Origin of the sequence: Streptomyces longisporoflavus (assembly GCF_014649775.1) — a bacterium.
In the GTDB taxonomy this organism is placed as follows: Bacteria; Actinomycetota; Actinomycetes; order Streptomycetales; family Streptomycetaceae; genus Streptomyces; species Streptomyces longisporoflavus.
This window is the reverse complement of record NZ_BMTR01000001.1, coordinates 769,827-793,755: the sequence shown is the minus strand read 5'-3', so window position 1 is coordinate 793,755 and position 23,929 is coordinate 769,827. Positions and strand designations below refer to the sequence as shown.

At 70.0% G+C, this 23,929-nt stretch carries 27 protein-coding genes and 3 pseudogenes; 15 read left to right on the top strand and 15 right to left on the bottom strand.

All coding sequences use genetic code 11. From position 1 onward, the window contains the following. Positions 1-419: 419 nt before the first annotated feature. From IE226_RS03715 to IE226_RS03700, 4 genes are all read left to right on the top strand, one after another. Complete coding sequence (locus IE226_RS03715) at positions 420-2,078, top strand: glycine/sarcosine N-methyltransferase (RefSeq protein ID WP_190079453.1); 1,659 nt, start codon at positions 420-422, stop codon at positions 2,076-2,078. A 400-nt stretch (positions 2,079-2,478) separates the two neighbouring features. After that, positions 2,479-2,652: a CsbD family protein gene (locus IE226_RS03710; protein WP_190079452.1), complete on the top strand. Its 174-nt coding sequence runs from the start codon at positions 2,479-2,481 to the stop codon at positions 2,650-2,652. A 350-nt stretch (positions 2,653-3,002) separates the two neighbouring features. Next, positions 3,003-3,203, top strand: coding sequence for a hypothetical protein (locus IE226_RS03705; protein WP_190079451.1), 201 nt, complete (start codon positions 3,003-3,005; stop codon positions 3,201-3,203). Between the two features lie 203 nt (positions 3,204-3,406). Next, positions 3,407-3,694: a DUF350 domain-containing protein gene (locus IE226_RS03700; protein WP_190079450.1), complete on the top strand. Its 288-nt coding sequence runs from the start codon at positions 3,407-3,409 to the stop codon at positions 3,692-3,694. Positions 3,695-3,801: 107 nt separating this feature from the next. Here the strand turns inward: IE226_RS03700 and thrS are convergent, their stop codons facing one another. From thrS to IE226_RS03675, 5 genes are all read right to left on the bottom strand, one after another. Beyond that, positions 3,802-5,046: a threonine--tRNA ligase gene (gene thrS, locus IE226_RS03695; RefSeq protein ID WP_373306870.1), complete on the bottom strand. Its 1,245-nt coding sequence runs from the start codon at positions 5,044-5,046 to the stop codon at positions 3,802-3,804. Positions 5,047-5,423: 377 nt separating this feature from the next. After that, positions 5,424-5,867 (bottom strand): hypothetical protein, encoded by a 444-nt coding sequence (locus IE226_RS03690; RefSeq protein ID WP_229870385.1) that lies wholly within the window; start codon positions 5,865-5,867, stop codon positions 5,424-5,426. Between the two features lie 442 nt (positions 5,868-6,309). Continuing rightward, the gene (locus tag IE226_RS03685) at positions 6,310-7,785 is read right to left on the bottom strand and encodes an FG-GAP and VCBS repeat-containing protein (protein WP_190079447.1); all 1,476 of its coding nucleotides are present in this window, start codon (positions 7,783-7,785) and stop codon (positions 6,310-6,312) included. Positions 7,786-7,940: 155 nt separating this feature from the next. Continuing rightward, positions 7,941-8,882 carry an ArsR/SmtB family transcription factor gene (locus IE226_RS44815; RefSeq protein WP_268251271.1) on the bottom strand — a complete coding sequence of 314 codons (942 nt, stop codon included), beginning with the start codon at positions 8,880-8,882 and terminating at the stop codon, positions 7,941-7,943. 345 nt (positions 8,883-9,227) lie between these two features. After that, positions 9,228-9,482 carry a DUF6332 family protein gene (locus IE226_RS03675; RefSeq protein ID WP_190079445.1) on the bottom strand — a complete coding sequence of 85 codons (255 nt, stop codon included), beginning with the start codon at positions 9,480-9,482 and terminating at the stop codon, positions 9,228-9,230. A gap of 100 nt (positions 9,483-9,582) precedes the next feature. Here IE226_RS03675 and IE226_RS03670 point away from each other — a divergent pair, with 100 nt between their 5' ends. Further along, the gene (locus IE226_RS03670) at positions 9,583-9,936 is read left to right on the top strand and encodes a hypothetical protein (RefSeq protein ID WP_190079444.1); all 354 of its coding nucleotides are present in this window, start codon (positions 9,583-9,585) and stop codon (positions 9,934-9,936) included. 121 nt (positions 9,937-10,057) lie between these two features. Here IE226_RS03670 and IE226_RS03665 read toward each other — a convergent pair whose 3' ends face one another. The 3 genes from IE226_RS03665 to IE226_RS03655 all read right to left on the bottom strand — a co-directional run bounded on the left by IE226_RS03665 (position 10,058) and on the right by IE226_RS03655 (position 12,018). Then, positions 10,058-10,951 (bottom strand): NAD(P)-dependent oxidoreductase, encoded by an 894-nt coding sequence (locus IE226_RS03665; protein WP_190079443.1) that lies wholly within the window; start codon positions 10,949-10,951, stop codon positions 10,058-10,060. After that, a complete protein-coding gene (locus IE226_RS03660) occupies positions 10,948-11,304 on the bottom strand; it encodes a hypothetical protein (protein ID WP_190079442.1) in 357 nt (118 codons plus the stop codon). Before IE226_RS03660 ends, IE226_RS03665 begins: the two co-directional genes overlap by 4 nt. A gap of 234 nt (positions 11,305-11,538) precedes the next feature. Beyond that, positions 11,539-12,018: a DUF6194 family protein gene (locus IE226_RS03655; protein ID WP_190079584.1), complete on the bottom strand. Its 480-nt coding sequence runs from the start codon at positions 12,016-12,018 to the stop codon at positions 11,539-11,541. 48 nt (positions 12,019-12,066) lie between these two features. Between IE226_RS03655 and IE226_RS03650 the strand changes: the two genes are divergently transcribed. The 4 genes and pseudogenes from IE226_RS03650 (at position 12,067) to IE226_RS43940 (ending at position 14,037) form a co-directional block, all read left to right on the top strand. Next, positions 12,067-12,816 (top strand): MerR family transcriptional regulator, encoded by a 750-nt coding sequence (locus IE226_RS03650; RefSeq protein ID WP_190079441.1) that lies wholly within the window; start codon positions 12,067-12,069, stop codon positions 12,814-12,816. 125 nt (positions 12,817-12,941) lie between these two features. Next, a pseudogene (locus IE226_RS03645) lies at positions 12,942-13,442 on the top strand (SAM-dependent methyltransferase); the annotation flags it as partial. A gap of 4 nt (positions 13,443-13,446) precedes the next feature. Beyond that, positions 13,447-13,682 (top strand): annotated as a pseudogene (locus tag IE226_RS45435) (IS5 family transposase); the annotation flags it as partial. A 76-nt stretch (positions 13,683-13,758) separates the two neighbouring features. Beyond that, positions 13,759-14,037, top strand: a complete 279-nt coding sequence (locus IE226_RS43940) for a hypothetical protein (RefSeq protein ID WP_229870455.1) — start codon at positions 13,759-13,761, stop codon at positions 14,035-14,037. Positions 14,038-14,068: 31 nt separating this feature from the next. Here IE226_RS43940 and IE226_RS03635 read toward each other — a convergent pair whose 3' ends face one another. Then, positions 14,069-14,512, bottom strand: coding sequence for a nuclear transport factor 2 family protein (locus IE226_RS03635; protein ID WP_190079440.1), 444 nt, complete (start codon positions 14,510-14,512; stop codon positions 14,069-14,071). Positions 14,513-14,755: 243 nt separating this feature from the next. Here IE226_RS03635 and IE226_RS03630 point away from each other — a divergent pair. Both IE226_RS03630 and IE226_RS03625 read left to right on the top strand, forming a co-directional pair. Beyond that, positions 14,756-14,887: pseudogene (locus IE226_RS03630) on the top strand (IS481 family transposase); the annotation flags it as partial. Positions 14,888-14,990: 103 nt separating this feature from the next. Beyond that, positions 14,991-15,854 carry a GNAT family N-acetyltransferase gene (locus IE226_RS03625; RefSeq protein ID WP_190079439.1) on the top strand — a complete coding sequence of 288 codons (864 nt, stop codon included), beginning with the start codon at positions 14,991-14,993 and terminating at the stop codon, positions 15,852-15,854. A gap of 48 nt (positions 15,855-15,902) precedes the next feature. Here the strand turns inward: IE226_RS03625 and IE226_RS03620 are convergent, their stop codons facing one another. Further along, complete coding sequence (locus IE226_RS03620) at positions 15,903-16,364, bottom strand: SRPBCC family protein (protein ID WP_190079438.1); 462 nt, start codon at positions 16,362-16,364, stop codon at positions 15,903-15,905. 68 nt (positions 16,365-16,432) lie between these two features. Then, positions 16,433-17,236: a phytanoyl-CoA dioxygenase family protein gene (locus tag IE226_RS03615; RefSeq protein WP_190079437.1), complete on the bottom strand. Its 804-nt coding sequence runs from the start codon at positions 17,234-17,236 to the stop codon at positions 16,433-16,435. A 463-nt stretch (positions 17,237-17,699) separates the two neighbouring features. Here IE226_RS03615 and IE226_RS03610 point away from each other — a divergent pair, with 463 nt between their 5' ends. Both IE226_RS03610 and IE226_RS03605 read left to right on the top strand, forming a co-directional pair. Then, on the top strand, positions 17,700-18,371 hold the full coding sequence (locus IE226_RS03610) for a DUF4232 domain-containing protein (RefSeq protein ID WP_190079436.1): 672 nt from the start codon (positions 17,700-17,702) through the stop codon (positions 18,369-18,371). 105 nt (positions 18,372-18,476) lie between these two features. Beyond that, positions 18,477-20,156, top strand: a complete 1,680-nt coding sequence (locus IE226_RS03605; protein ID WP_190079435.1) for an amidase family protein — start codon at positions 18,477-18,479, stop codon at positions 20,154-20,156. Between the two features lie 52 nt (positions 20,157-20,208). Here the strand turns inward: IE226_RS03605 and IE226_RS03600 are convergent, their stop codons facing one another. Together IE226_RS03600 and IE226_RS03595 are read right to left on the bottom strand one after the other, a co-directional pair. Beyond that, on the bottom strand, positions 20,209-20,697 hold the full coding sequence (locus IE226_RS03600) for a VOC family protein (protein ID WP_229870383.1): 489 nt from the start codon (positions 20,695-20,697) through the stop codon (positions 20,209-20,211). A 100-nt stretch (positions 20,698-20,797) separates the two neighbouring features. Then, complete coding sequence (locus IE226_RS03595; RefSeq protein ID WP_190079434.1) at positions 20,798-21,046, bottom strand: hypothetical protein; 249 nt, start codon at positions 21,044-21,046, stop codon at positions 20,798-20,800. Between the two features lie 260 nt (positions 21,047-21,306). On the opposite strand from IE226_RS03595, the gene IE226_RS03590 reads away from it, so the two are divergent. Then, positions 21,307-22,113, top strand: a complete 807-nt coding sequence (locus IE226_RS03590; protein ID WP_190079433.1) for a hypothetical protein — start codon at positions 21,307-21,309, stop codon at positions 22,111-22,113. A 136-nt stretch (positions 22,114-22,249) separates the two neighbouring features. Next, positions 22,250-22,510, top strand: coding sequence for a hypothetical protein (locus tag IE226_RS03585; protein WP_190079432.1), 261 nt, complete (start codon positions 22,250-22,252; stop codon positions 22,508-22,510). A 79-nt stretch (positions 22,511-22,589) separates the two neighbouring features. On the opposite strand, the gene IE226_RS03580 is transcribed toward IE226_RS03585, so the two are convergent. Beyond that, a complete protein-coding gene (locus IE226_RS03580; protein WP_190079431.1) occupies positions 22,590-22,751 on the bottom strand; it encodes a hypothetical protein in 162 nt (53 codons plus the stop codon). Positions 22,752-23,061: 310 nt separating this feature from the next. Then, the gene (locus tag IE226_RS03575; protein ID WP_190079430.1) at positions 23,062-23,820 is read right to left on the bottom strand and encodes a L,D-transpeptidase family protein; all 759 of its coding nucleotides are present in this window, start codon (positions 23,818-23,820) and stop codon (positions 23,062-23,064) included. Positions 23,821-23,929 lie beyond the last annotated feature (109 nt).

Below are 23,929 nucleotides of genomic sequence, written 5' to 3'. Positions count from 1 at the left end.
GCAAGACCCCAGACGGCCGGGATTACGCTCCACCGCGACGCAGCCCCGGCCCCACGTCCTCACGACCCGGCCCGGGGCAACTCCCGCGCCCCCGGGCTCGTGAGGACCCCGGCGCGAGGGAAAAGGGGGAGCCATTCCCACGCGCCGGTGCGGCCGCCGCTGTGCCGAACGATCCGGCGGCGGCCGCCTCCCCCGGCGCATCGGCGATCACCCGGAGAACCAGATCGCGGGAGAGGTCTTTGCCATGTATACGACAGTTAAAGGAATGAAGCCCCCGAGGGTGGATAGCGATGTGCTCACCACGACACCACCGCACCACCTCACCCACAGCCGCCGCTGACCTACGCAGGCGGACACCGGTGGCTGCCGAACACGACTGACGCAAGAGCACGATCGCTCCGGCTGAAGGGTTCTCCATCATGGTGCAACCGGCCCAAGAGTTCGGCGACAACCCTGTCGATGTACGTGAAACCGGGCACTACACGGAGGAATACGTACCCAGCTTCGTCGAGAAGTGGGACTCACTCATAGATTGGGAGAAACGGGCGGAGAGCGAGGGGACGTTCTTCATCGACCTGCTGCGCAAACGCGGTGTCCGTAGCGTCCTCGACGTCGCGACGGGCACCGGATTCCACTCGGTGCGCCTGCTCGCCGCCGGATTCGAGACCGTCAGCGCCGACGGCAGCGCCGAGATGCTGTCCAGGGCCTTCGCCAACGGCATGCAGAAAGGCGGCCACATCATGCGGGTCGTCCAGGCCGACTGGCGCTGGCTCAACCGCGATGTGCACGGCGAATACGACGCCATCGTCTGCCTGGGCAACTCCTTCACGCACCTGTTCTCCGAGCGCGACCGCCGCAAGGCACTCGCCGAGTTCTACGCGATGCTCAAGCACGACGGCATCCTGGTCCTCGACCAGCGCAACTACGACGCCATCCTGGACGACGGCTACACCAGCAAGCACAAGTACTACTACTGCGGCGAGGACGTCGCCGTAGAGCCCGACTACGTCGACGAGGGGCTGTGCCGCATGCGGTACCGCTTCCCGGACGACTCCGTGTACCACCTCAACATGTTCCCGCTGCGCAAGCAGTACACCAGGAAACTCATGACCGACGTGGGCTTCCAGCGGGTGGAGACGTACGGGGACTTCCAGCACACCTACCGCGGCGAGAAGCCGGACTTCTTCGTGCACGTGGCCGAGAAGGAGTACCGGGCGGAAGGCGAGCAGGAACGCCGCTACACCGGCGCGACCAGCACCGCCCGCAGCTACTACAACTCGCCCGACGCGGACACCTTCTACGCCGAGGTGTGGGGCGGCGAGGACATCCACATCGGCCTCTACGAAAACCCGGGCGAGCCGATCGCGGACGCCAGCCGCCGCACCGTCCGGCGGATGGCGGACAAGCTGTCCCTGACCGGGGAGTCCGTCGTCCTCGACCTCGGCTCGGGCTTCGGCGGCTCGGCCCGCCAGCTGGCGGCGGGCCACGGCTGCCGGGTGATCGCCCTCAACCTGAGCGAGGTGGAGAACCAGCGGCACAAGGAGCTCAACGCGGGGCGCGGCCTGACCGACCGGATCGACGTCGTGGACGGCTCTTTCGAGGACATCCCCTACGGCGACGGGCAGGTCGACGTCGTCTGGTCCCAGGACGCCTTCCTGCACAGCGGAAACCGCGTGCGGGTCCTGGAAGAGATCGCCCGTGTGCTCCGGCCCGGCGGCCAGCTGATCTTCACCGACCCGATGGCCGCGGACGACTGCCCGGCGGGCGTACTCCAGCCCATCCTGGACCGTATCCACCTGGACGACCTGGCCTCCCCCGGCTTCTACCGGCACCAGTTGTCCCGGCTCGGATTCGCCCCGGCCACCGGCACGGACAGGGGCTTCGAAGAGCACGGCGACCAGCTGACCACGCATTACACACGTGTCCTTGAGGAAACAGCACGTCAGGAGGCGCACGGTCTGGCCCGGCAGATCAGCCACGACTATCTGGACCAGATGAAGACGGGGCTCGGCCACTGGATCGACGGAGGCCGCCGAGGGCACCTGACCTGGGGCATCTTCCACTTCGTACGCGACTGAGCGGGAGTACGCCCCGGCGGCGGCCCGGTCGTCGGGCAGGAACCCGTGTCGGGCCGCCGACCCTGCCGCAGCACCCCACTTCGTCGCCACAGCGGCCCCACGCCCCGCCGCCAACACCACGCCGTTCAACCGCTGTTGACAGGAGCAATGAGCAGGCGTTGGCTGGCGGCGCGGCGTAGGGCCGTGTCACTCCGGACCGTTCGGTCACGACACCCCGCCTTCCCGCTCCGCCCGGACCCCGCGGACATCAGGAACCTCTCCGCGATCCATGTCTCGTTGCCTTCGTCACGGGCGACCGCGGCACCGGCGGCGACCTGGATCGCGGCAGCGGCCGAGGCCGGTCCAGCCGCAGTCACGGATGACCGGCATCCCATCCATCAAAGTCGAACAGAGGACAGCCGTGAGTACTGGACGCACGTTTGGCAACAAAGTGCAGACGCTCAAGGGCCGGATCACTGAGCGCATGGGTCGCGGCACCCGCAACAAGCGTATGGAGCGCGAAGGCAAGACGGACCGGGTGGCGGGAAATCTGAAGCAGTCCGCCGACAAGGCCAAGAACGCCTTCCGCCGCTGACCCTCATCCTTGCGGGTGGCGTCCGGCCCGTGGACGCCACCCGGCCAGGCGGCAACAGGACACCTCGCAGTGGAAGTTGCCGAGGCGCCTCGCGGCACCGCCGCAAGAGGCGTGTCGCCGAGACCGTCACGCTGCCGGCACGGCCGTCCCGGGGCCGGGGACACCCCGACGTGTTCACGGTCCGCCCGACATCACAGGCCGAAGAGCCGCCGCGCCACGCGCTGGAGCAGCCCCCATCCCAATGGGCCGTCTGATCAATGCCGGTGTGCGCCAATCGCGGCGTTTCCGCGCAGGCATGCAGGTGCGCTGCCTGTTCAGGGAAGGACGGGGAGGGGAGAAATGGGAGCAGAATGGTCGATGTCATTGTGTTGATCGGCGTGATTGTCGGTGCGTCCATGCAGATTCAGGCGGTGTGGGACCTGGGCCGCACCCCGAACGACGGTGAGGACAAGACAGCGGTGCAAGCCCAGGCTTTTGTCCTGGCGGCGGCAGGGTCCGTAATCGCTGTCGGCGCCCTGGCCACCGCCCTGCTGATCGCCCCCGGCTTCTGACCCGCCTGCCGGCAACACCTGAATACACGGGGCCGGGGCCCGGCCCCCGGCCCGGCCCGGACTCGTACGGCTGCCGGAGTGAATCCGTACCGAGGGCGAACTGCCCCTGCTGCCCGCCGGAAATGCACGGTCTCCGGTGAACCGCCCGCTCCGCCCCGGCGTCTTCGCTCATGATCGCCACCAGACGCACAGGAGCACAGACCGTGACCGACAAGCACGACGAGCAGTCCGACGCGCGGGAGTACGGCCCGGGGCCCTGGTGGGAGGATCTGGGGACGTGGGGCGCCGTCGCCCTGATCGCCTTCGGCGGCCTCGCGGCGGCATGGGTCTTCCTCCGGCTGCCCGGCACCCCACAGGACATGGCGGTCGGCTACTACCACGCCGCCAAGATCATCGCCATCGGCCTGGTGATCGCGGGCAGCGCCCTGCTGGGCCGCCGCCGCACCGGGACGGGAGCCGCCGAGGAGCCGAACGAAGCCGAACGCGCCTGACACCACCGGCCGGTGAAACCCGTCCGGCTCACGGCCTCTCCCCTTCCCACCAAGCCTCCCGGGTCACCGGCCCGAGCGGCGACAGCAGTAGCCGATCTCACCGCCTGCTATGCGGCGGTGTCGGCCCACAAGGCGTTGCTGTGGGCATCGATGAGCGCGCCGATACGGGTGAGTGCGTCGCTGATCGGCTGCGGGTCGAGTCGGCGTCCGTCTCGCAGACGCAGGGCCACGTGATCGTCAGCGGCCTCCTTGGCGCCGATGACGGCCTGATAGGGAACCAGGCGGGCCTCCCGGATACGGGCGCCCAGGGTGCCGCGGTCCGGTCCCGCGATGTCGGCACGCAGTCCGAGGTCGGTGCATCGCCGGGCGAGGGCCGCGGCGTTCGGCAGTTCGGTGTCGGAGATCGGCAGGATCACCAGTTGAGTGGGGGCGAGCCAGGCGGGGAAGGCACCGCCGTGCTCTTCGATGAGATGGGCGACGGCTCGCTCCACACTGCCGATGATGCTGCGGTGCACCATGACCGGCCGGTGTTTGGCGCCGTCCGCACCGATGTAGTGCAGGTCGAACTGCTCGGGCTGGTGAAAGTCGACCTGGACGGTGGAGAGGGTGGACTCCCGGCCGGCACCGTCGGCGACCTGGACGTCGATCTTCGGGCCGTAGAACGCGGCCTCGCCCTCGGCCGCCTCGTAGGGCAGGCCCGAGCGGTCGAGGACATCGGTCAGCAGCGCGGTGGACCGTCGCCACTTCTCGGGAGCGGCTACGTACTTGCCACCGGAGCCCGGCAGGGAGAGCCGGTAGCGGGCCGGGGTGATACCGAGCGCCTCATAGGCCCGGCGAATCATCTCCAGCGCCGCCCGCGCCTCCTCGGCGACCTGGTCGAGGGTGCAGAAGATGTGCGCGTCGTTGAGCTGGATGGCCCGTACCCGGGTCAGCCCGCCGAGCACGCCGGAGAGTTCGGAGCGGTACATGCCTCCCAGCTCGGCCATGCGCAGGGGCAGTTCGCGGTAGCTGTGGGAGCGGGAGCGGTAGATCACCGCGTGATGAGGGCACAGGCTCGGCCTCAGGACGACCTGCTCACCGCCGAGGTCCATCGGCGAGAACATGTCGTCGCTGTAGTGCGCCCAATGCCCGGAGATCTCGTACAGCTCCCGCTTGCCGAGGACCGGCGAGTACACGTGCCGGTACCCGGCACGCCGCTCGGCGGCGCGGATGTACTCCTCCAGGGTGTGCCGTACGGTCGCGCCGTCGGGCAGCCAGTACGGCAGGCCCGCGCCGATCAGCGGGTCGGTGTCGAACAGGCCCAGTTCACGGCCGAGCTTGCGGTGGTCATGCATGGCGGTCTCCTCGCGGATATCGGGCGAGTGACCGCAAGACGAAGCCCCGGGGCACTCGCCCCGGGGCTTCGACTCAGACATCTGTCAGCGCGCCGGGACACTCTCCGGCGTCGTCGTCATAGCAGCGCGCTTCATACGGCTGACGCTAGCAGGCCCGTAGCGACGTCCGCGCGGTCATTTCATTTACGTCGGAACCGCCGCCCGCCGTACGCCGCGTCTACGGCAGCTTGCGCATCCGTCGACTGCTCAAGGCAGCCGCAGGCCGCCGGCTCCAGGCGCTGCTTCCCGGATCATGTACGGAGCCAGATCATGAGGGCTGCGAGGGCGACGGTCGCGAGGGAGATGTATCCACGCTCGCCACAGCAAGTGGCCACGGCCCGGGACCCCGATGCCCCTCACTGCAGGGCTCCTGCGCGGCGGCCCTCGGCGAGCAGCGCTTCCACCAGTTTCGATTTGACGCCCGGTGCCACGCACACGAGGGGTTTGGCGGTCTGGTTCCGGTGGATCTCCATGCGGTGCGCTCCCATGTAGAGTTCCACGACCGTTGTCTGCTCTATACCGGTCACGTCGCTCCAGGCCACGGAATCGGTCACCCGGCCGAAGCGGTTGGTCACGGCCACCCCCTCCGCCAGGAGGTAGCACCGGTTCATGCCGAGCCGGGCGCTCAGCAGACGCCATCCGAACGTCACGGCGTAGACCGCGATCACCACCGCCGTCGTCCAGGCTAAGTTCCCGTCGACCTGGTCGGGGGTGAACACCGTTAAACCGACCATGACGACCCAGAAGATCAGCATGAATCCCCGGTGTATCTGGAACAGGGTGCCCACGAGCGGGGTCATGACGGCGTAGTCCCCTCGGCTCGGACCGAGGCCCAGTCCGGACACGCGAGTGCGCACGATTCCCCCATCAGCCAGATCCGGTCCGAGCCCTGACGTGCGGTCGGCAAGGCAGGACATACCCCCGCGCACGAGGGATCGAACGGGCTTTTCATCTGGATCGTGCCGACTGGTCCCAGCGCAGGGGCGCGGCCGCGGCACTGGAACCAACGACGCGGGACGGAACGCAGGGCGGACGCCGAGGACGGGACGATCGCGAGCTGGGCCGGGTCGGCCCACCGCGTCAGGATGGGGGCGCAGTCACGGACTGTCACAACGGTTTCCGCCGACTCAAGGGCTTCCGCGCCGTCGCCACACGTTACGGGAAACGCGCCTGCATCTACCTCGGAACCGTCGCCCTCGCAGTCCTCATGATCCGGCTCCGCACATGATCCGGGAAACAGCCCTAGGGGATCACCACTCCGGGACCGTTGTCGCCGCTCAGGTTCAAGCCGTACAGGGCCTTCGCCGCCGGTGCCCCGATGTCCGTCGGGTTCTGCGCGGCGGACTTCGAGGCCGTCACGCCGGAGGCCGAGCCGCGCAGCAGCCACACCGCACCGCCGTTCACGACGGCACCCGGGTCCTCGCCCGGCGCGCCCGTGGTCAGGTCCGCCTTGCCGTCACCCGTCACGTCGAGCAGCCGTACCGAACCGCCGAACCGGTCGCCGGACTCCGCGACACCCGGCACGTCCGCAGTGTCCTGGTGGAAGGCCTGCGCGCCCGTGCCGGTGAGCCCGCCCCTGCCGCCCTTGAGCACCACCACGGCACCGGCTTTCGCCTTCGAGCCGATCGCCTCGCCGGGGACGCCGACGGCCAGGTCGGGGTAGCCGTCGCCGTTCGTGTCGCCCGTGTTCAGGCGGCCGCCGAACTGGTCGCCCTTCTCGCTCGTGCCGGGCACACCCGCCGTGTTCTGCGTGACCGACTGCGTGCGCGTCTGGCCGGGGCCGGACGGCGACCCGTATTGGATCTTGACGGTGCCGGGGTCCACCTCGGTGCCCTCGGTGTCGCCGTTCGGGAAGATACGGGTGGCGAGGTCTGCGTAGCCGTCCTGGTCGAAGTCGGCGACGGCCGAGGCCGCGGCGGAACCCAGAGGCTGCGGGACGGTGGACAGGCCGGTCTTGGTGCCGAGCCACAGCTTGCCGCCCTCGGCGTGGTTCTCGTAGACGTAGAAGGTCGCGAGGTCCTCGATGCCGTCGCCGTTGAAGTCGCCCGCGACGGTGGAGTTGATGGAGTTGTCGGTGCTGTAGACCTTCACCTGCTGCTCGCGGGCGGGGGCGCCTGCCCGGTCGAAGGGGCCGTAGAGCACGGCGTGGTAGTCGTAGTCGTCGCCGTTGCGCATGAACAGGTCCTGGTGCCCGTCGCCGTCGAAGTCGCCCGCGGTGATGTCGTCGCCTACCTGTGCGTTCGCCGGAGCTCCGAGGCGCACGGCGCCCTGGCCGGTGATGCCGGCCTTGCGGCCCCACAGGAGGATCACCGATCCGCCGACGTTGTTCTCCGGCCGGTATTCGCGGGTGACAAGCCCCAGGTCGGTCAGGCCGTCGCCGTCCACATCGCGGGCGATCATCGCGTAGCCGAAACCGTGGTTGTCGCCGGGGACTCCGGGCACGCCGGGGGTGTCCTGGTTGATGATCGTGGTGCGCGCGGGGTCGAAGCCCTGCGCGGAGCCGTATCTGACCGTGATGTAGCCGGCCCAGACGTGGCCGCCTACCTTCGCGCCGGGGGCGGCGACGGCGATGTCCTGGTAGCCGTCGCCGTCGAAGTCCTCGCGCACGGTCACGGCGCCGTCCTTCGCTGCTGCGGTACCCGCGAGGAGCGGAACACCGAGCGACCCGATCAGGGCGGCGGCCACGGCGGTCGATATGGCGGGTCGGCGAATGCCCACGGTTCCTCCTTTAGAGCGCGAGCGATGTCCAGACGCGTTCGCGCAGATGTGATTCACCTCCGAGACACGTGGAAACGGCTGATGGTTGTGCGCTGAACGGCACCTGAACGGGCGCAGGCCGAATGACCATGAACCCGGCGCGAAATCCGCCGCGCTCAGCCCGCGGTGTTGAGGAGGTGGGTGCCTGCGGGGGTGACGGTGTGGAGGGCGGTGTTGTGGTGCCGGGTGGTGTGGGAGAGACCGGCGGTGCGCAGAACGGTCGCGTGCTGGCTGGCACTGGCCGGGGAGATACCGGCGTGGCGGGCAAGTTCGGTGGTGGTGCAGCCGGGGTGGTGGGCGATGGTCCACAGCACGACGGCGCGGGTGTGGCCCAGGAGGGCGGTCAGGGAGTCGGGGATGGTGCTCAGGGCGCGCGCGGTGTCGGTGGGCGGCAGGAAGAGGTCCGTGTCGCGCAGGCCGACGGGGTAGGTCAGCCACGGCTGGGGTTCGGCTGTCTCGTCCAGCGCGGGATAGACCGCCCCGAAGACCGAGGGAATCAGGAGCAGGCCACGGCCCGCGAGATGGATGTCGCCCGCGCTTCCGGAAGCCATGGTGAGCTCCAGAACCGGCGGTCGCCAGCGGATGTAGCGGGGATTGAGTCCGGACAGCAGGGCCTGGAGCCCGCCGTGAGCGGCCTGCCGGGTGCGCAGTGCCTGGTCCGCGCCGCTGAGGGCGTCGGTGTGCTGCTGGTACGGGGCGATGATGTGCTTGTGCGCGTGGGCCGCGGTGTCGGCCAGGTCCAGGAGCAGTTGCCTGTCGCTGCCCAGTGACTGGGTCCAGGCCGGCACGGCGCGCTGCTGGCCGCGGCCGGCCCAGGTCTCCATGTCCTTGCGGATCCGGGCGGCGGGCGTGGCCCGCACCCGCTCCAGCGCCTCGTCGATGCTGCCTGCCATCGCCTGGTCGAGGAAGTCCACCGTCCAGCCCGTGCGCGGGATCAGATCGAGCAGACGTCTGCTTCTTGCCGGCAGACGGCGCAGCGATTGTCTGCGCCAGGCCCCGAACCGGTTCGCGTGGCTCCCTTCTTGCAGCAGTCGCAGCGCGATATCCAGCTCCAGCATGGGCCGAGGCCCATCAGCCAACCGGGTGCGGGCCAGATCCGCGGCCGTGAAATGGATACGAAGGGGCATGGCGCAGAGCCTGATCAAGATGTCGTTATTCGGGCTAGGCCAAATCACGTCGATCCTCGATCACCGACTGAGCCAACCTTGCACGTGAGCGAGCACGAGCACAGTCCGCTTCGGCGCCCGATCGGTGGGCCCGATGTGGCGGTCGGACGGCCACGTCAGGGGGGAGCGGCCGTACGACCGTGCTCGTGCCGCTTCACCATGCCGGTTGCGGGCGTTCGGCGGCTCGCCACTTCGGCGGGCTGCCGGCCCGGAGGGTGTCAGCGGCCTTGACGTGTTTCAGCGGCCTTGACGCCGCTGCACATCGAAACGGCGCAGTACCCGCACGACGCGCCATACTCCGAGGGCGCCTCCCGCCAGAGCGCCCGCCCCTCGCATCTGCTCGCGCGCCGAGCCGGAGACGCCGAGGACCAGCGTGAGGGCCAGGGTGGCGGCAAATACGACGGCGGCCAGCAGGGCGGCCGTCACCAGGGCGAAAACGATCTCCACCGACATGGCGTCCTTCTCCCACCGTGACTCACGCCCCATGTCCATGCCGCAAGTCTTACACCACGGCCGACCACCCAATCATCCGTACACAGGCGGGTCTTCAACGTCATGGCTGCCGAGTGCGTGACCCTGCGACGATGCAGCTGTGAGCTACGACCTTGCGGTGTGGGACGGTGACCGCCCCCGCGACGACGACCAAGCAGGATCGACCTATGACGAGCTATATGCGCGCTACCTCGGGCCCGAGGACGCCGCAGTCCCTCCGACTCCGCGTATCGGGGCCTACGTTGAAGCACTCACCGGCCGCTACCCGGACAACGACGACTTTGGCGGGAGCGCCTGGGTTTCGACTCCGGTCGTCGACGAGGCTTCAGGGCCGATCGTGTACCTGCTCATGACATACGGCAGAGCCGAGGAAGTGTCCGCATACGCTGCAGCGCTGGCCCACGAGCACGGCCTTGTCTGCTACGACCCGCAGGGCGAGTGCCTGCGGCCGTGAGGCACACGCTTCGCCCCGATACACCGGGCTGTGTCGGTTGCGGCACCGCCTTCCGCGCTGCCGGGGGCCCACCGCAGCCAGCAGAGGAGCCGACGCCGACGCGCGCCAAGAAGTTGGAGGGTCAGTGAGTCTGCGGCGGGTCCTCGAAGCTGGCGAAGTAGGCGGCGGCCATGTCCTCATCGCCGTGGCCGGCCGCGGCGGCGCGGGCCAGGCGGTCGGCGCTCGCGGCGGCGACATCGAGCCGGACACCGTGGGCGCGTCCCGCCTCGACGATCAGGCGGGCGTCCTTGACGGCCGTGTCCACGGCGAACTGGGCCGGGGACAGCTGGTCGTTGAGTACGAGGGCCGCCTTGGCCCGGAGGTAGGGCATGTCGAGCCCGCCGCCCTCGATGGCGTCGAAGAAGCTCTGCGGATCCACCCCGAGAGCCTGCGACAGGGCGAGGACCTCGCCCGCCGCGTTGGTGGTGGCGAGGACCCAGCTGTTCGCCACGAGTTTCAGCCGGGTCGCACTGCCGAGGGCCCCGTCCTCGCCGGTCCATACGGTGCGGGAGCCGACCGCGTCCAAGACTGGCGTCACGGCGGGGCGGTGCTGCTCCGGGCCGGCGGCGAGAACGGTCAACTGCCCCGCTTCGGCGGGCTGCCGCGTGCCCAGCACGGGAGCGTCGAAGAAGACGAGCCGGTTTTCCTCGGCGAAGCGGGCCAGGTCGCCGATCGCCTCGATGCCCGCGGTCGTCGATTGCACCCACGCCGTGCCGGGGGTCAGCGCTTCGGCGGCCCGCCGCATGACATCCAGAGCGGCGGGGCCGTCGTAGAGCATGGTCAGGACGACATCGGCGCCGGTGACGGCCTCCGCCGGGGTGTCGGTGATCTGAACACCGTCGGCGGCGAGGGGCTCGGCCTTGTCGCGGGTGCGGTTCCAGGCGCGTACGGAGTGTCCGGAGCGGGCCAGGTTGCGGGCCATCGCGGCCCCCATGATCCCCGTGCCCAGAAGGCCCACGGTGCGCGTGTCGCTCATCGGACGGCCTCCCCGGATGCGGATGCGGATGCGGTACGGACGGGGCCGACCGGCCATGCCCCGTGGCCGTCGAGCCTCGGGGCGGGCCGCTCCGGCGCCGGCGCGGCGGCGGGCCGGCCGAGCTGCGACACGCGGGGCAGGACACGCACGCGGCCGCCGGGCAGGTCCTCCACCGGCCAGGCGTGCAGCACACCCGGGAGCTCCACGACACGGGCGTCCCGGGGTGCGAAGGGGTAGTGCCGTACCCAGGGGGCGGTCAGGCTCCGGCCGCCGATTGTTTCGTTGGTGAAGGAGTCGTCGTCGGTGCCGGGCAGGTATTTCCCGGGCCAGTCGATCGCGTACTGCGTGGTCATGCGGGGAGCCTCTCGGATACGGCGGCCTTCCGGGTTGCGTTGCCGCGTCACAGGCATCCTTGCGGTCGGATGCCCGTGACGCTACTGGTGCCTCATCCTCGACGAGCAGCTGCCCGGCCGGACCGCCGACTCCGGCTTCGGTTTCGGCCTCGGCCACACCGGCCTGCCCGCTTCCTGTGCTGCCGCACACGGGTCTGCCGGGACGAGCCCCCACGCACGCTCTCCGGCACCGGGTCAGTCAACCTCCGACGGCTGTCCTGCCGCATGTCGCCGCACGAACCGGGCCCGAGCGGCATCGTGGGCACCGCGCAGCAACTGCACAACGGTCTGCATCGTCCTCTCCCCCGGGCTGACGACACAGATCCAGCCCAGCGCCCCGTACACCGGGTGCGGCAACACGCGGTCGGCGGCTGCGTAGTCGCCGACGTGACTGACGCTGCGCTGGTCCTGTCCGGTGAGTTCCCCGAACGTCGCGCGGTCGACGTGGACGTTCACGCGCCAGCGGCCCGCGGCGTCGAGATCGGAAGCGGTGTCGTCGGGGTAGTTCTTCGTGACGATCGTCCCGTAGGGCTGGACGTTCCGGGGCATCTGGCCGTCGGGGGCGTAGTAGAAGAACGCGTCTCCCCACACGAGCTCGGGGAGGTCGCTTTCCGGTCCGGGGAGGACCACGAGGGCTCCGTCGAGGCTGCGCACGGTCGCGATGATCTGTTCCATACTCATGGTTCAAGCATCACCTTCAAGTGCTTCTGTGGGGTTGGTCCGATGGACGAGACGAGGGGCGGTCCGCAGCGGCTACGGCTGAGAACCGTTGATGTCGCCAGGGAGTCGGGGTATTCGGTGCAGCAGGTGCGCGACCTGGAGCGGCTGGGAGTCCTTCCGCCGGCTGCTCGGTCGAGCAACGGCTACCGCTCGTACACCTCAGTTCATGTGCATGCCCTTCGCGCCTATCGCGGCCTCGCCGGTGCCATCGGGCCTGTCGCAGCCCGGCAGCTGCTCACGCGGCTGCGGACGGAGTCTCTCGAGGCGGCGGCCTCGGCGATCAGCACGGTGCACGTCGGGCTCGCGCGGGAGCGGGACGAGGCTCTGCGCGCCCGGGAAGCGTTGCGTGCGATCCGGCAGGAGACGAGCGGGCCCGGGTTCGAGCAGGAGGGCGACGCCATGACGATCACGCAGCTGGGCGCGGCGCTCGGTGTACGTCCCTCGACCCTGCGCTTCTGGGAGCAGGAGGGGCTCGTGGGCCCCGAGAGGGTGACGTCCCTGCGCGCACGCCGATACGGTCTTCCCGCGATCCGAGCGGCCCGCATCGTCGCGGCCCTGCGCAGCAGCGGCTACGGCATTCCCACGGTACGCGACATCATGACCTCTCTGCACCGGCTCGACGGTCTGGAAGAGGCTCAACACGTCCTGCGCCGGCGTCTCGACCAGATCGCCGCGCGGACGGTGGCACTGCTGCGAGCGGGCACGGACCTGGCAGCCGTCATCACATCCGCCCAGGACCCGCCGCACACCTGAACTCCCCGGGTCGCTGTGCCCGCCGAGCAGCGGGTTCCGTCGGCGACCGTGCGTCAGGTGTCCGGAGAGGCCGCTTCGGGCAGCTGAAGCGGGACAGGCTGTCGGCCTCAGGCGAACTCGCCCTGCTCCTGAGCTTCGTACCGTCCCTGCCCCGGGCCGCCGTGGCCGATCGCCGATTTCTCGCGCGGGCCGTGAAGTTCCTCGCCGGCGAGGCGGGCATCCGGCAGTTCCTGGACACCGGCACCGGACTTCCCACGGTCGACCACGCCCACGAGGCCGCCCAGCGGATCAATCCGACCTGCCGGATCGTGTACGTGGACGACGACCCCATCGTGCTCAGGCACGCCCACGCCCTGCTCACCAGTACCCCCGAGGGGGCCACGGACTACATCGACGCCGACCTGCACGCACCCGACACAATCTTGGAACGTGCCGCCCGGACACTGGACTTCAGCCGGCCTGTCGCCATGACGATGCTCAGCGTCGTCATGACGGAAGCCGTGCGCTACTGGAACAGCCAGGGCTCGGCGCCGATGACGCTGCGCACGCGAGCAGAGCTGCTATGACTCTTCGAAGGCGTGGACCTCCTCGGCCCCGGTGTCGTCTCTTGCTCCCACTGGCGACCAGAACGTCGACTCCACCGTCTGCCGGGCTCACCAGCACGCCGCCGGTGCGAGGAAAAAAGGAGCTTCAGAAGGAGCCGCCCGGCGGCATGGCCACCGAGTCGGCCGACCAACGGGTTCGGGCGTTCGCGCGGCGGTCTGACCACCAAGTTGCATCTGGCCGTCGAGCAGGGGCAAAAGGGCATGTCCATCGTGATTACCGCCGGACAGCGCGGGGACTCACCGCAGTTCGAAGCCGTCCTCGGCCGCATCCGGGTTCCCCGGCTGGGGCCGGGCAGGTCGCGCACCCGGCCCGGGCGGGTGCGCGCCGACAAGGCGTATGCGTACGCTCCTGGGAGGACCGTGCCTACCGCGCCGCCGCGGGTTCCGATGCACCATCCCGGACAAGGTCGAACAGGCCACCCGCAGCCGCAAGAAACGCGGCTCGCGCGGTGGCCGGCCACCGAAGTTCGGCCCGCAGGATTACCAGGCGCGGCACGCTGTCGAGTGCGGCACCAATCGCCTCAAGAGGCACCGGGCCGTGGCCACGAGGTACGACAAACTCTCGGTCCGTTACGAGGCGACCGTTCTCGTCGCGGCCATCAACGAGTGGCTGTGAACAGCATCCTCGCAATGGGACCGGTGGTCTTTCACCGGTTCTCCGCCTCGAATGCCCGGGCGACGGCCAGGCTGTCCTCGTAGACATGGTGCCGCGTGACAAGACCGTCTTCGACGGTGAGATGCAGAGCGAACCGCGCCTGATAGGCACGTCCGGTGGGCCGGGCGGTCTGACGGATCTCGCCCAGCACGATCGCGTCGCTTCCGTCGACAAGGATGCGCTCGACCTTCGTCGCTACATACTCCGGCACGTGGTACTCGGCGAGCTCGCGATAGTGGGCGGCCGCGTCGGCCCGGGTAGACCGGTGACGGATCCACGGCGTGGCAGTACGGCCGTGCTCGGCCTCCGGCCAGTCGAGCTTCCAATCGCACTGCTCGGCATACAGCTCGGCGATGCGGTCGGCGTCACCCTCGCCAATTCTGCGCAGCAACTCCTCAACCACGGTGCGCGAGTTCGGAAGTGCGGCTTTGGACATGGCTGACCTCTCCGTCCTGGTCCGCGTCCTCCGACGCGGAGACATCACCAAGCCTGCCAGCGTGGGCACGCCGAGACGATTACCTCTGAAGTAAGGCAAGGCCATCACCAAGATCTACTTTCGATGCACGCCCTAATTGTTCTGTTCGGGCACGTTGATGACGCGAGTGCGGTCTTGCATGGGTGAGGGCCTTCTGGTTTCGGTGGTGACTGCGACATCTACCGCCGAGTGCAGGAGGCCCTCATATGCCACCGTAACGCGCCGCTGACTCCCACCGGCAGGATGCGGCTGGCCTGGTGCATCGTGGAGGACGGCTGGCCGCTGCGGCGGGCCGCCGAACGGTTCCAAGTGCCCCCGGCGCGCCCGGGAGTGTGGGACGACGCGGCCGGGGCAAGAACACCCCGCCTGAGCCCTGAGCCCTGAGCCCTGAGCCCTGAGCAGGAAACACCACCGAGCGAACCGGAGGCCCGGACAAGCCATGGACGCCGATGCCGACGCCGACCGTTTGCCCCTCTTCTGCGACACCGAACTCGCCAGGCGCATCGAGCGAGTCGAGGCGCAGCTCATCTCCCGGGGCAGCGAGGCCGCCCGCCACCGCAACGCGGACGCCGAGGGCTTCGCGCTCCCGTTCGCCGGCGGCGTGGCGAGTTACGCCGAAGAGGGCTCGCCGCTCAACAAGATCGCGGGGATCGGCTTCGACGGCGTGCCGGACGCACCCGCTCTCGACGAGGTCGAACGGGCCTTCGCAGCCTGCCACTCCCCCGTACAGATCGAACTCGCCCACCTCGCCGACCCCGCGATCGCCGCCCTGCTGACCGAACGGGGCTACCGGCTCGCCTCGTTCGAGAACGTGCTCGGCCTCACCCTCAAGGGCGAGCGCGAGCGCGTCACGCCGGCCGGCATCGAGGTGCGGCCCAGCGGCGACGACGAGTTCGACTCCTGGCTCGACGTCGTGGCAGAAGGCTTCGCCCACCCCGACGTTCAAGGGGTGCCCTCACACGAAGAGTTTCCGCGCGACGTCATCGCCAGGGCCATGCGCGATCTCACCGCGGCGGCCGGCGTCACGCGCTGCGTCGCGCTGCGCGAGGGAGTCATCGTCGGCGGCGCCGGTTTCCGCATGGCGGAGGGAGTCGCGCAGCTCACCGGGGCGGCGACCGCGCCCGCACATCGCCGCCGCGGCGTCCAGACCGCGCTGCTGTCCTACCGGCTCGCCCACGCCGCGGCCTCCGGCTGCGACGTCGCCGTCATCACCACCCAGCCGGGATCCAAGTCCCAGCAGAACGCGCAGCGTCAGGGCTTCGACCTGCTCTACACCCGCGCCATCCTGGTGAAGCAGCCCTGAGCCCACCGCGGTCCAGCCCCGCCGGTACCCCCGGCGGCCCGGGAACCGCTACTCCACGTTCCGCGCCAGAATTCCGAGGGTCGCGCGGAGCCCTGCTTCGGGGATGACCGGGAAGATGCCCGCGTCCCGGTATCGCTCCTCGATCTCGCTCCAGTCGTAGTACGAGGTAACCAGGGTGCCGCCCTCGCTGGGCGCGAGCCGGTATCCGTAGAGGTGGCGGATGGGAGGCTGCACCTGGCCGGAGATGGTCCATTCGATCAGGGCGTCCTGCTCGAACTTCGTGATGATCACAGTGACGTCGTACTTGCCCATCGGGTAGTCGTTCAACGCCTCGCGATCCATGTGCACGAGGAACTCGTCACCGGCCCGACGCACGGGGTCGCCCTCGGCGGACTGCAGCATTCCTGAGCTGTCGATCGCCACATGCCCGGAGGGGTCGCACAGCAACGCGAAGATCTTCTCCGGGGACGCGGCCACCTGGCGCTGCACTTCGAATCTCTCTGTCGTCATACGGGCAGCCTTACACGATCACTCGACCCGCGACCAGCAACAGCGTTCACACCGAGCGGACCTGCGTCTCATCGTCCGCCGTCAGCGGCTCGACCGGGGGGGGTCGTCCGCCCCAGACCTCGGCGGATCGCGATTTCCACGGGTGAGTACGCGCCGTCGACCCGTTCCAGTTCGTACGGTGCGGCCGGCATCAGCGGCGGCTGGGCCATGAAGCGCGGCCTGCTGCCGTGGTGCGGCTGCGCAGCGTGCACCAGGAACGGATGGCACAGGAAGACATCGCCGGGAGAACCGGTGGCGAGGGCGAGTGGCCGGTGGTCGGAGGCTGCCACCAGGTCGGGTGCGAGGGTGAGTCCGCTGGCTCCGTCCTCCTCGTACGTTTCCAGCACCTTCGGCACGTCGAGGTGCGAGCCGACCCGGATACGGGTCGGGGCGTCCTCCTCGCCGACCTCGCTGAACAGGAACAGCATCAGCAACGCCCGGCCGCGGGAGCGCAGGTTGGTGAAGTACCAGCTCTCGCCCTCCGGCAGATAGCTTCCTTCGATGTGCCAGCCGGCGTCGTCCGGTTCCTCCGCGTGCGGAAAGCGCAGCGGGAAGGTACCCAGCGAGTAGCGCGGCTCCCAGCGTCCCGCGCCGACGAGCAGGTCGTAGGCGCGGTGCAGTTCCGGCGAGTTGGGGGCGGCGGCGAACGGGCCTTGCCCCATGCCGGGCACCCAGTGCACGGGCTGTGTCCATGTCGTCGCGTCGTTCGGGTCGCAGCCCGTCTCGCGCCACAGCAGCCGCGCGCAGTCCGCTGCGACGCGCGGCGCGACGGCACCCTCCAGCTTCACGAAGCCGTCGCTGAGGAAGCGGGATACCAAGGTCGTGTCATCCATGCCCCTAGCGTGCGGCGATACCGGCCCCCGCCACCCCACACTTTCCGCACCGACAATGTCGGGCACGCTGGCGGCTGCCGCCGGGCAGGGACGGGTCGGGTCGGGTCGGGTCGGGTCGGGTCGGGTCGGGTCGGGTCGGGTCGGGTCGGGTCGGGGAGACCGTGTCACCCACTGGGGTCAAGAGACGCCGGGTTACGGGTCTGTTCCAGCGGGCGGCGGCTGCGCATTCGTGCGCGACCGTGGCGGGAACCGCCGTGGCGACGCGTTGGGGGCGCGGCAGGGGTGCGGGAGGGGCGGGCGGTGCGCGGGGTGGTGGACGTCGCGCGCCTGGCAGGTGTGTAACAGGGATGTACTAGCGAGTAGTCGGGCGGAACGGTTCGCCGGGCCGGGCGGGTCCTGATGATCAGAAATGCTCGCTCCTACCGAGCAGCCGGCACCCCAACCGATGCTGAGGAAACACACGATGCGCGTTCACAAGCTCACCTTCGCCGCCCTGGCCGTTGCCGCGAGCCTCTCGCTCACGGCCTGCAACGACGAGGACGCCGCCGGGGGTGACCCGGCGCCCGCATCCAGCTCGTCCTCCGCGGACGGCGGTTCGGGCGCCGACGGCTCAGGCGGCTCGGAGCAGGGCGGCGACAAGGACTCCGCCGGGAAGAGCTCCGGCGGGCAGGGCGCGGATGCCGGGGCCGGTTCCGGGGAGGACGGCAAGCTGGCCAAGTGCCACACCGACGAACTGGAATTCTCGGCGCAGGACAGCACGATCGACGGCGACACCGAGGGCACCGTCGCGGTGACGCTGCAGAACGGGGGCGGCCGGGACTGTGCGATATCCGGGTTCGCGGGTGTCGACCTGAAGACCAGCGCGGGGGCGCTGTCCGCCAAGCGCACGGGTGAGCCGGCCGACCCCGGTGTCCTCAAGGACGGGGAGTCGGTGTCGTTCGCTGTCACCTACCCGATGAACGACTCGGGCGGTTCCGGTGTCAGTGTCACGGGATTGGTGGTGACCCCGCCGGGAGAGACGAAGTCCTCCTCCCTCGCATGGCCGGGCGCGAAGACGCTGCCGGTCACGGACGGTTCCGGCTCCCCGGTGAAGGTCGGTGCGATCGGCAGCGCCGGTCAGGGCGGAGCGAGCTGACCCGCCATCCGCCGCGGGGGGCCCGCCCGGATTGAGACCGACATCCGACCCCGCGGCAACCCGCACCCTTGCGCGGGTCGCTGCCCGTGTAGTGCGCTGAGCCGCATGGGGAAGAAGAGCATTGCCGCAATGACCGCCGCCCTTGTCGCGGGGTCCCTTCTGACGGGCCTGCCCAGTGCCGGTGCGCAAGCCGCCCCTGCCGAGCACGGCACCGACACTTCGACGCGGTCGGCGGGGTCATCTCTGCCGTCCGGGATCGACCTGGACACGGTCACGATTCCGGAGTTGCAGGCGCGGATGAGGGACGGTTCGCTGACGGCGTCGGCGCTGACCAGGACGTATCTGCGGCGGATCGAGAAGGTCGATCCCAAGATCCACTCGGTGCTGCGTACCAGCCCGACGGCCCTGCGTCAGGCGGCCGCGAGCGACGCCAGGCACCGGCACGGCAAAACCCTCGGGCCGCTGGACGGCATTCCCGTCCTGCTCAAGGACAACGTGGACACCCGCGACATGCCGACGACGGCCGGATCGCTCGCGCTTGCCGGAAGCCCGCCGGACACCGATGCCAAGCTGGTGACCCGGCTACGCAAGGCGGGCGCGGTGATCCTGGGCAAGACCAACCTGTCGGAATGGGCCAACTTCCGTGCCGCCAAGCCGACATCGGGGTGGTCGGCGGTGGGCGGACAGACCAACAACCCCTTCGTCCTTGACCGGAATCCGTGCGGTTCCTCCGCAGGCTCGGCCGCCGCGCTCGCCGCGTCGTTGTCGCAGGTGGCGATCGGCACCGAGACGGACGGCTCCATCGTCTGCCCGGCCGGGATGAACGGCGTCGTCGGCCACAAGCCCAGCCTCGGCCTGGTCAGCCAGTCGGGCGTGGTGCCGATCTCTGCCGAGCAGGACACGGCCGGGCCCATGGCGCGCAATGTGATCGACACCGCGCTCACCCTTTCGGTGCTGAGCGAGGACGAGAACTCACGTGATCGTGCCGCCCGGGCCCGCTCCGGCGGCCTGCACGGCCTGTCGGGCACCCAGAGCCGCCCGGACCCGTCCGGCCCGGCCGCCCTCGGGGATGCGGGGGCCGACCGCGCCACCGGCCTCCGCGGCAAGCGGATCGGCCTGTGGCGCCTGCCCTCGCTGGGCTCCGATGTGGACGCGGTGATGACCCGTACGGCGCAGAAGCTGCGCAAGGCCGGAGCCGTGGTCGTCGAGGTGACACCCCCCTACCAGGCGCGGCTCGCCGAACTCGAATTCCCGGCGCTGCTCAGCGAGTTCCACCGGGACATCGACGCCTACCTCGGCACGCGCGAGGGCCCCCGCGATCTCGCCGAGCTGATCGAGTTCAACCGCAGCCATGCAGAGGAACGGACCTGTTTCGCCGGCCAGGAGCTGTTCGAGCAGGCACTGGCCGCGCCGCCCACCACCGACCCCGGGTACCGGGCCATGCGCGCCGAGTTGAAGGACCTCTCGCAGCGGTCTCTCGACGAAACCCTCGCCGCTCATCGCCTGGACGCCATCGCCGCACCCACGAACCCGCCTGCCTGGACGACCGACTGCGCGCGCGGCGACAACGACGTCATCCCCTCCTCCACACCGGCGGCCGTCGCCGGATACCCCTCCCTCTCGGTGCCGGCCGGGTCCGTGAAGGAACTGCCGGTGGGCCTGCTCCTGATGGCCGGTGACCACAAGGACGCCGAACTTCTGTCGCTGGGAGCTGCCGTGGAGCACCGGCTGAAGGCATGGCGGGCACCGCGCTACCTGCCGACGGCCGGGTCCGACGCACCGTGATGCTGCCACTCCGCGTGCTGCCGCCGGCAGCCTGGTGTCGCTGAGGGGCGGGTCAGGGACGCCAGCGGCGGTGGGGAGTGTGCTGCTCGTACGGTTGCGGGTCGGGGTAGGTGATCAGCTCGAGTGTGCTGCCCCACGGGGTGCGGGTGTAGGTCATCCGGTTCCGGGGTCCGGCCTCGACGCCCGGCAACGGTCGGGGGCTGCTCAGCCTGGTCCCGCCGGCTTGCTCGACGCGGAGGACCGCGGCCTCGAGGTCCTCCACGTACACGGCCAGATGCTGCCAGCCCAGGTCGGAGGGCACGACCGGCTCCCTCTGCCGAGGGGCGCGGAACTCGAACAGTTCGAGACCGGGTCCGTGGTGCAGCCGCAGCATGCGGATGGCCGCTTCTTCGGTGCCCTCGGGAACGCCGAGTCCTTGTTCCATGGACGGCCCGGTGGTGGGCACGTCCTCACGGCGCAGGGTGTCGTAGAGGACTTCCGCGCCCAGGGCGTGCCGGAAGAACGCGGTCGCGGCGTCGATATCCGGGACGGTGATCCCCACGTGGTCGATTCCGCGTACGCCCGGGCTCTCCTGTGACGCTGTCCGCGGGGACCGCCCGCTGCCCGGAGCCCGGTGCTCCCCGACGCCGGCGCGTGGCACCTCAGGCACCGGCAGGACCGGCTTCGCCGTCCCGGGAACGGGACCACACCTCGGGGCCGCCGCCCCGCCAGTCGATGAACATCGACGTCTCGACCATGTACGTGTCGGCCTCGTCCATGCCGGCCCGGCGCAGGAACTCCACGACGTCGCTCACGCCGTATGCCAGGCCGAGGATCTGGCCGTCCACGCGGACGCGGCGGCCCCCGGTCGGGGAGGGCGGGGATACGACGACGGGGAGCGGCTCGGTCATATCGCCAGCGTCACGCCTTGGCGCGGGCGCCGCATCCGCAGGGCCGCCCGGCCGGGTGAAGCCCGGCCCGGGCCCCCGGACAGGAAGATTTACTGCGGAGTAACTGCCACGCTGTCCATTTTGCGATAAATGCGTGCTATGACTGTTACATTTCCTACCGGTGGCTTTGATGTGAGGTGCGTAACTTCGTAGATGTCGCCACGACGACGCGGAAACATCCCCCCACCAGCTGAAACCGACCCGAGAGGGCCCCTTTCACCATGCGTACCGCTCGTACTCTCCGCACCACCGCCATTGCCGCCGTCGCCACCGCGGGCATCAGCCTCGGCGCCGCGTCCGGCGCCTTGGCCGCCACCGCCCCGCAGACGGCCGCCCCCGCGTCCGTCACGGTCGAATCGGCCGCACACGCCAAGGCCAAGGGCGCCAAGACGGTGAAGCTGCGCGACGGCTCCACCGCCAAGGTCTACAAGCTCGGCAAGCACAAGGCCAAGGCCGTCGTCGCGGGCCCCAAGGGCGGCACGCTGATCGCCAACGGCAAGAACGCCTACGCCAACCACAACGGCCTGCACATCAAACTCACCCCGAGCGGCACCCTCACCTCCTGGACGGACAAGGCCAAGCCGAAGCCGAAGCCGCAGCCCGAGAAGCGCCGGCACGTGCGTAACGACACCCTGGCCGACGGCTCCATGGCCCGCGTCTACAAGCTCTCGCCCACCCACTGGCAGGCAGTCACCTCCGCCGGGTCCCTGGATGCCAACGGCCGCACCGCCCTCGGCAACCACAATGGCCTGCACATCAAACTCACCCCGAGCGGCGGCCTGACCTCCTGGATGGACAAGGCAGGCGACGAGGCACCGCAGCCCGCCCCCGACGATGACGTGCAGCCCGACCCGCAGCCCACCCCCGACGACGAGGTACGGCCCGACCCCCAGCCCACCCCGGACGAGCACGTGACCCCCGACGAGCACAAGCCGGCGCCGGACGAGCACAAGCCCGCGCCGGACACCGACCAGACGGCGCCCGGCGGCGTCGTGGCCCCGATCCCGGCTGCCGCCCCGGCCGGCTGAGCAACCACGGCTCCCGGCAGGGCGGGCACCATCCGGAGTGAGGGACTCGCTCACCCGACGCCACGCCCTGCCGGCCCCGGCCCAGCCCCATCCCAGCCCAACCCAGCCCTAGCAACCGGAAAGGTCTACTCCGGCCGTGTCCGCGCGAGTCCGAGCTCTCCTGATCGTCATCGCCGCCCTCGCCGCGAGCGCCCTGCCCACCGTCACAGCGTTCGCCGACCCGCCCCGCCTGCCGGCAACCGTGCCGCACAGCACACCCCGCGAAGAGATCCAGCCCGCCGCCAACATCACCGGGCAGCTCGCCCGCCGCACAGCCGAACGCTCGGCCGGGAAGCCGCTCGGCCTGATCCCCGACCAGGGCACCCACCCGGTCGCCCTCAAATCACCGCTGACCTGATCGACAGGCCGCTAGCAGTACCCGGCCGCCGTACGGGTCTTCCCCGTCCGGCACACAGGGCCTATCGGGCCTATCGGGGCTACCGATTTCCGGCGCCGTGCTGCCGTGCCAGATACGCTTCACGGCTGCGCTGTTGCTCGCGCCGGCCTTCGGCCCGCAGGCGCTCGTTGCGCAGGACGATGCCGTCCGCCTCCTTCATGCGCCCCCTCGCCTGCCGGAACCTGGCCTTCATCCAGCCCATGTGCCATCACCCTTCTCGCCTCTGCAGACCGCCGGTCGGCCTTCGAGGCCTCCCGGGTTTCCATATCGCGGCCCGCAATGCAGGGTCTTTGGTCCTTCGGGGACGGCTGCCTGTCAGGCGCCTCCCGGCGTGTGCTGCGGCAGGGGGTGAGGGCGGGGGCCGTGAGTGGTCAGTCAGCGGCGGTCGATGTCGGGACGGAGTAGCGGCGCTTGAGGCCGACCGTGTCGACGTAGCGTCCTACTGGGATCGGTCAGCCCGGGCATGTCCTCATGCTGCCCGCCCCTCCGCCCGGGACCACAGAAGCCGGTCGCTAACGGCGGAGTTCGGTCGCCGGTCCCATCACGATGACCGGCCGGCGGCGCGGATCGAGCTGGCGCAGCAGTTGGCTCAACTGCGGGCGCGGAAGAGCGATGCAGCCCTTGGTGGGGCCGCCGTGATCCACGTGCACCCACACTCCCCCGCCCTTCTCCAGGCCGAGCGGGCGCACCTTGTCCAGGGGAGAGAATCCCGAGCGCCGGTTGTAGTCGATCGCCACGACGTGGTCGAAGGAGCCTGCCAGTGGTTCGCCGTAGTAGCCGACCCCCGGCTCGTCGAATTCCTCGTCCTGGTCGTAGGGGAGCCGGGTGCCCGGGTTGGGCAGCAGTCCTCCCGCGTCGCCGATCCTGAACACACCGATCGGAGTGCGCAGATCCCCCACGCGGTGAGCACCGGTCCAGCCGCGCACGGCGTTGCGGGCCCGCCACGGTCCTGCCGTGCGGTGCCACCCGGCTGGCTGCTCCCTCGTGTAGAGCTCGGCGGTAGCGGTGTTGGCCCCTGACTCGCCGGTCACCACCAGGGCCTGTTGTGTCTCGGGCCCGATCTGGGCCTGCGTGGCCGGTCCGAGGCCGGGAATGCGCAGGGCGGCACCGCCGTCCCGGGGGTGGAGCGGGCGCCCGTCGGACGGTACTCGCGAGGTAGCGGCGGAGGGCCCGGGCGCCGGAGCGCTGTGAGTGTCCCCGCACCCGAGCAGGAGGAGGCAACCGGCGTAGGCAAACGTACGCCAGTAGCGGCTATGGGCTGAGGGGCGCATGATCTGTGTCCTTTGCGGGCCACCGTGCTCTCGTCGTCCCCTTTGCTCTTCCCCGCACGGTCCGCGCCGTGGCGCGATTTCGCGAATTTGCTGCGATTGGCTGCACCCC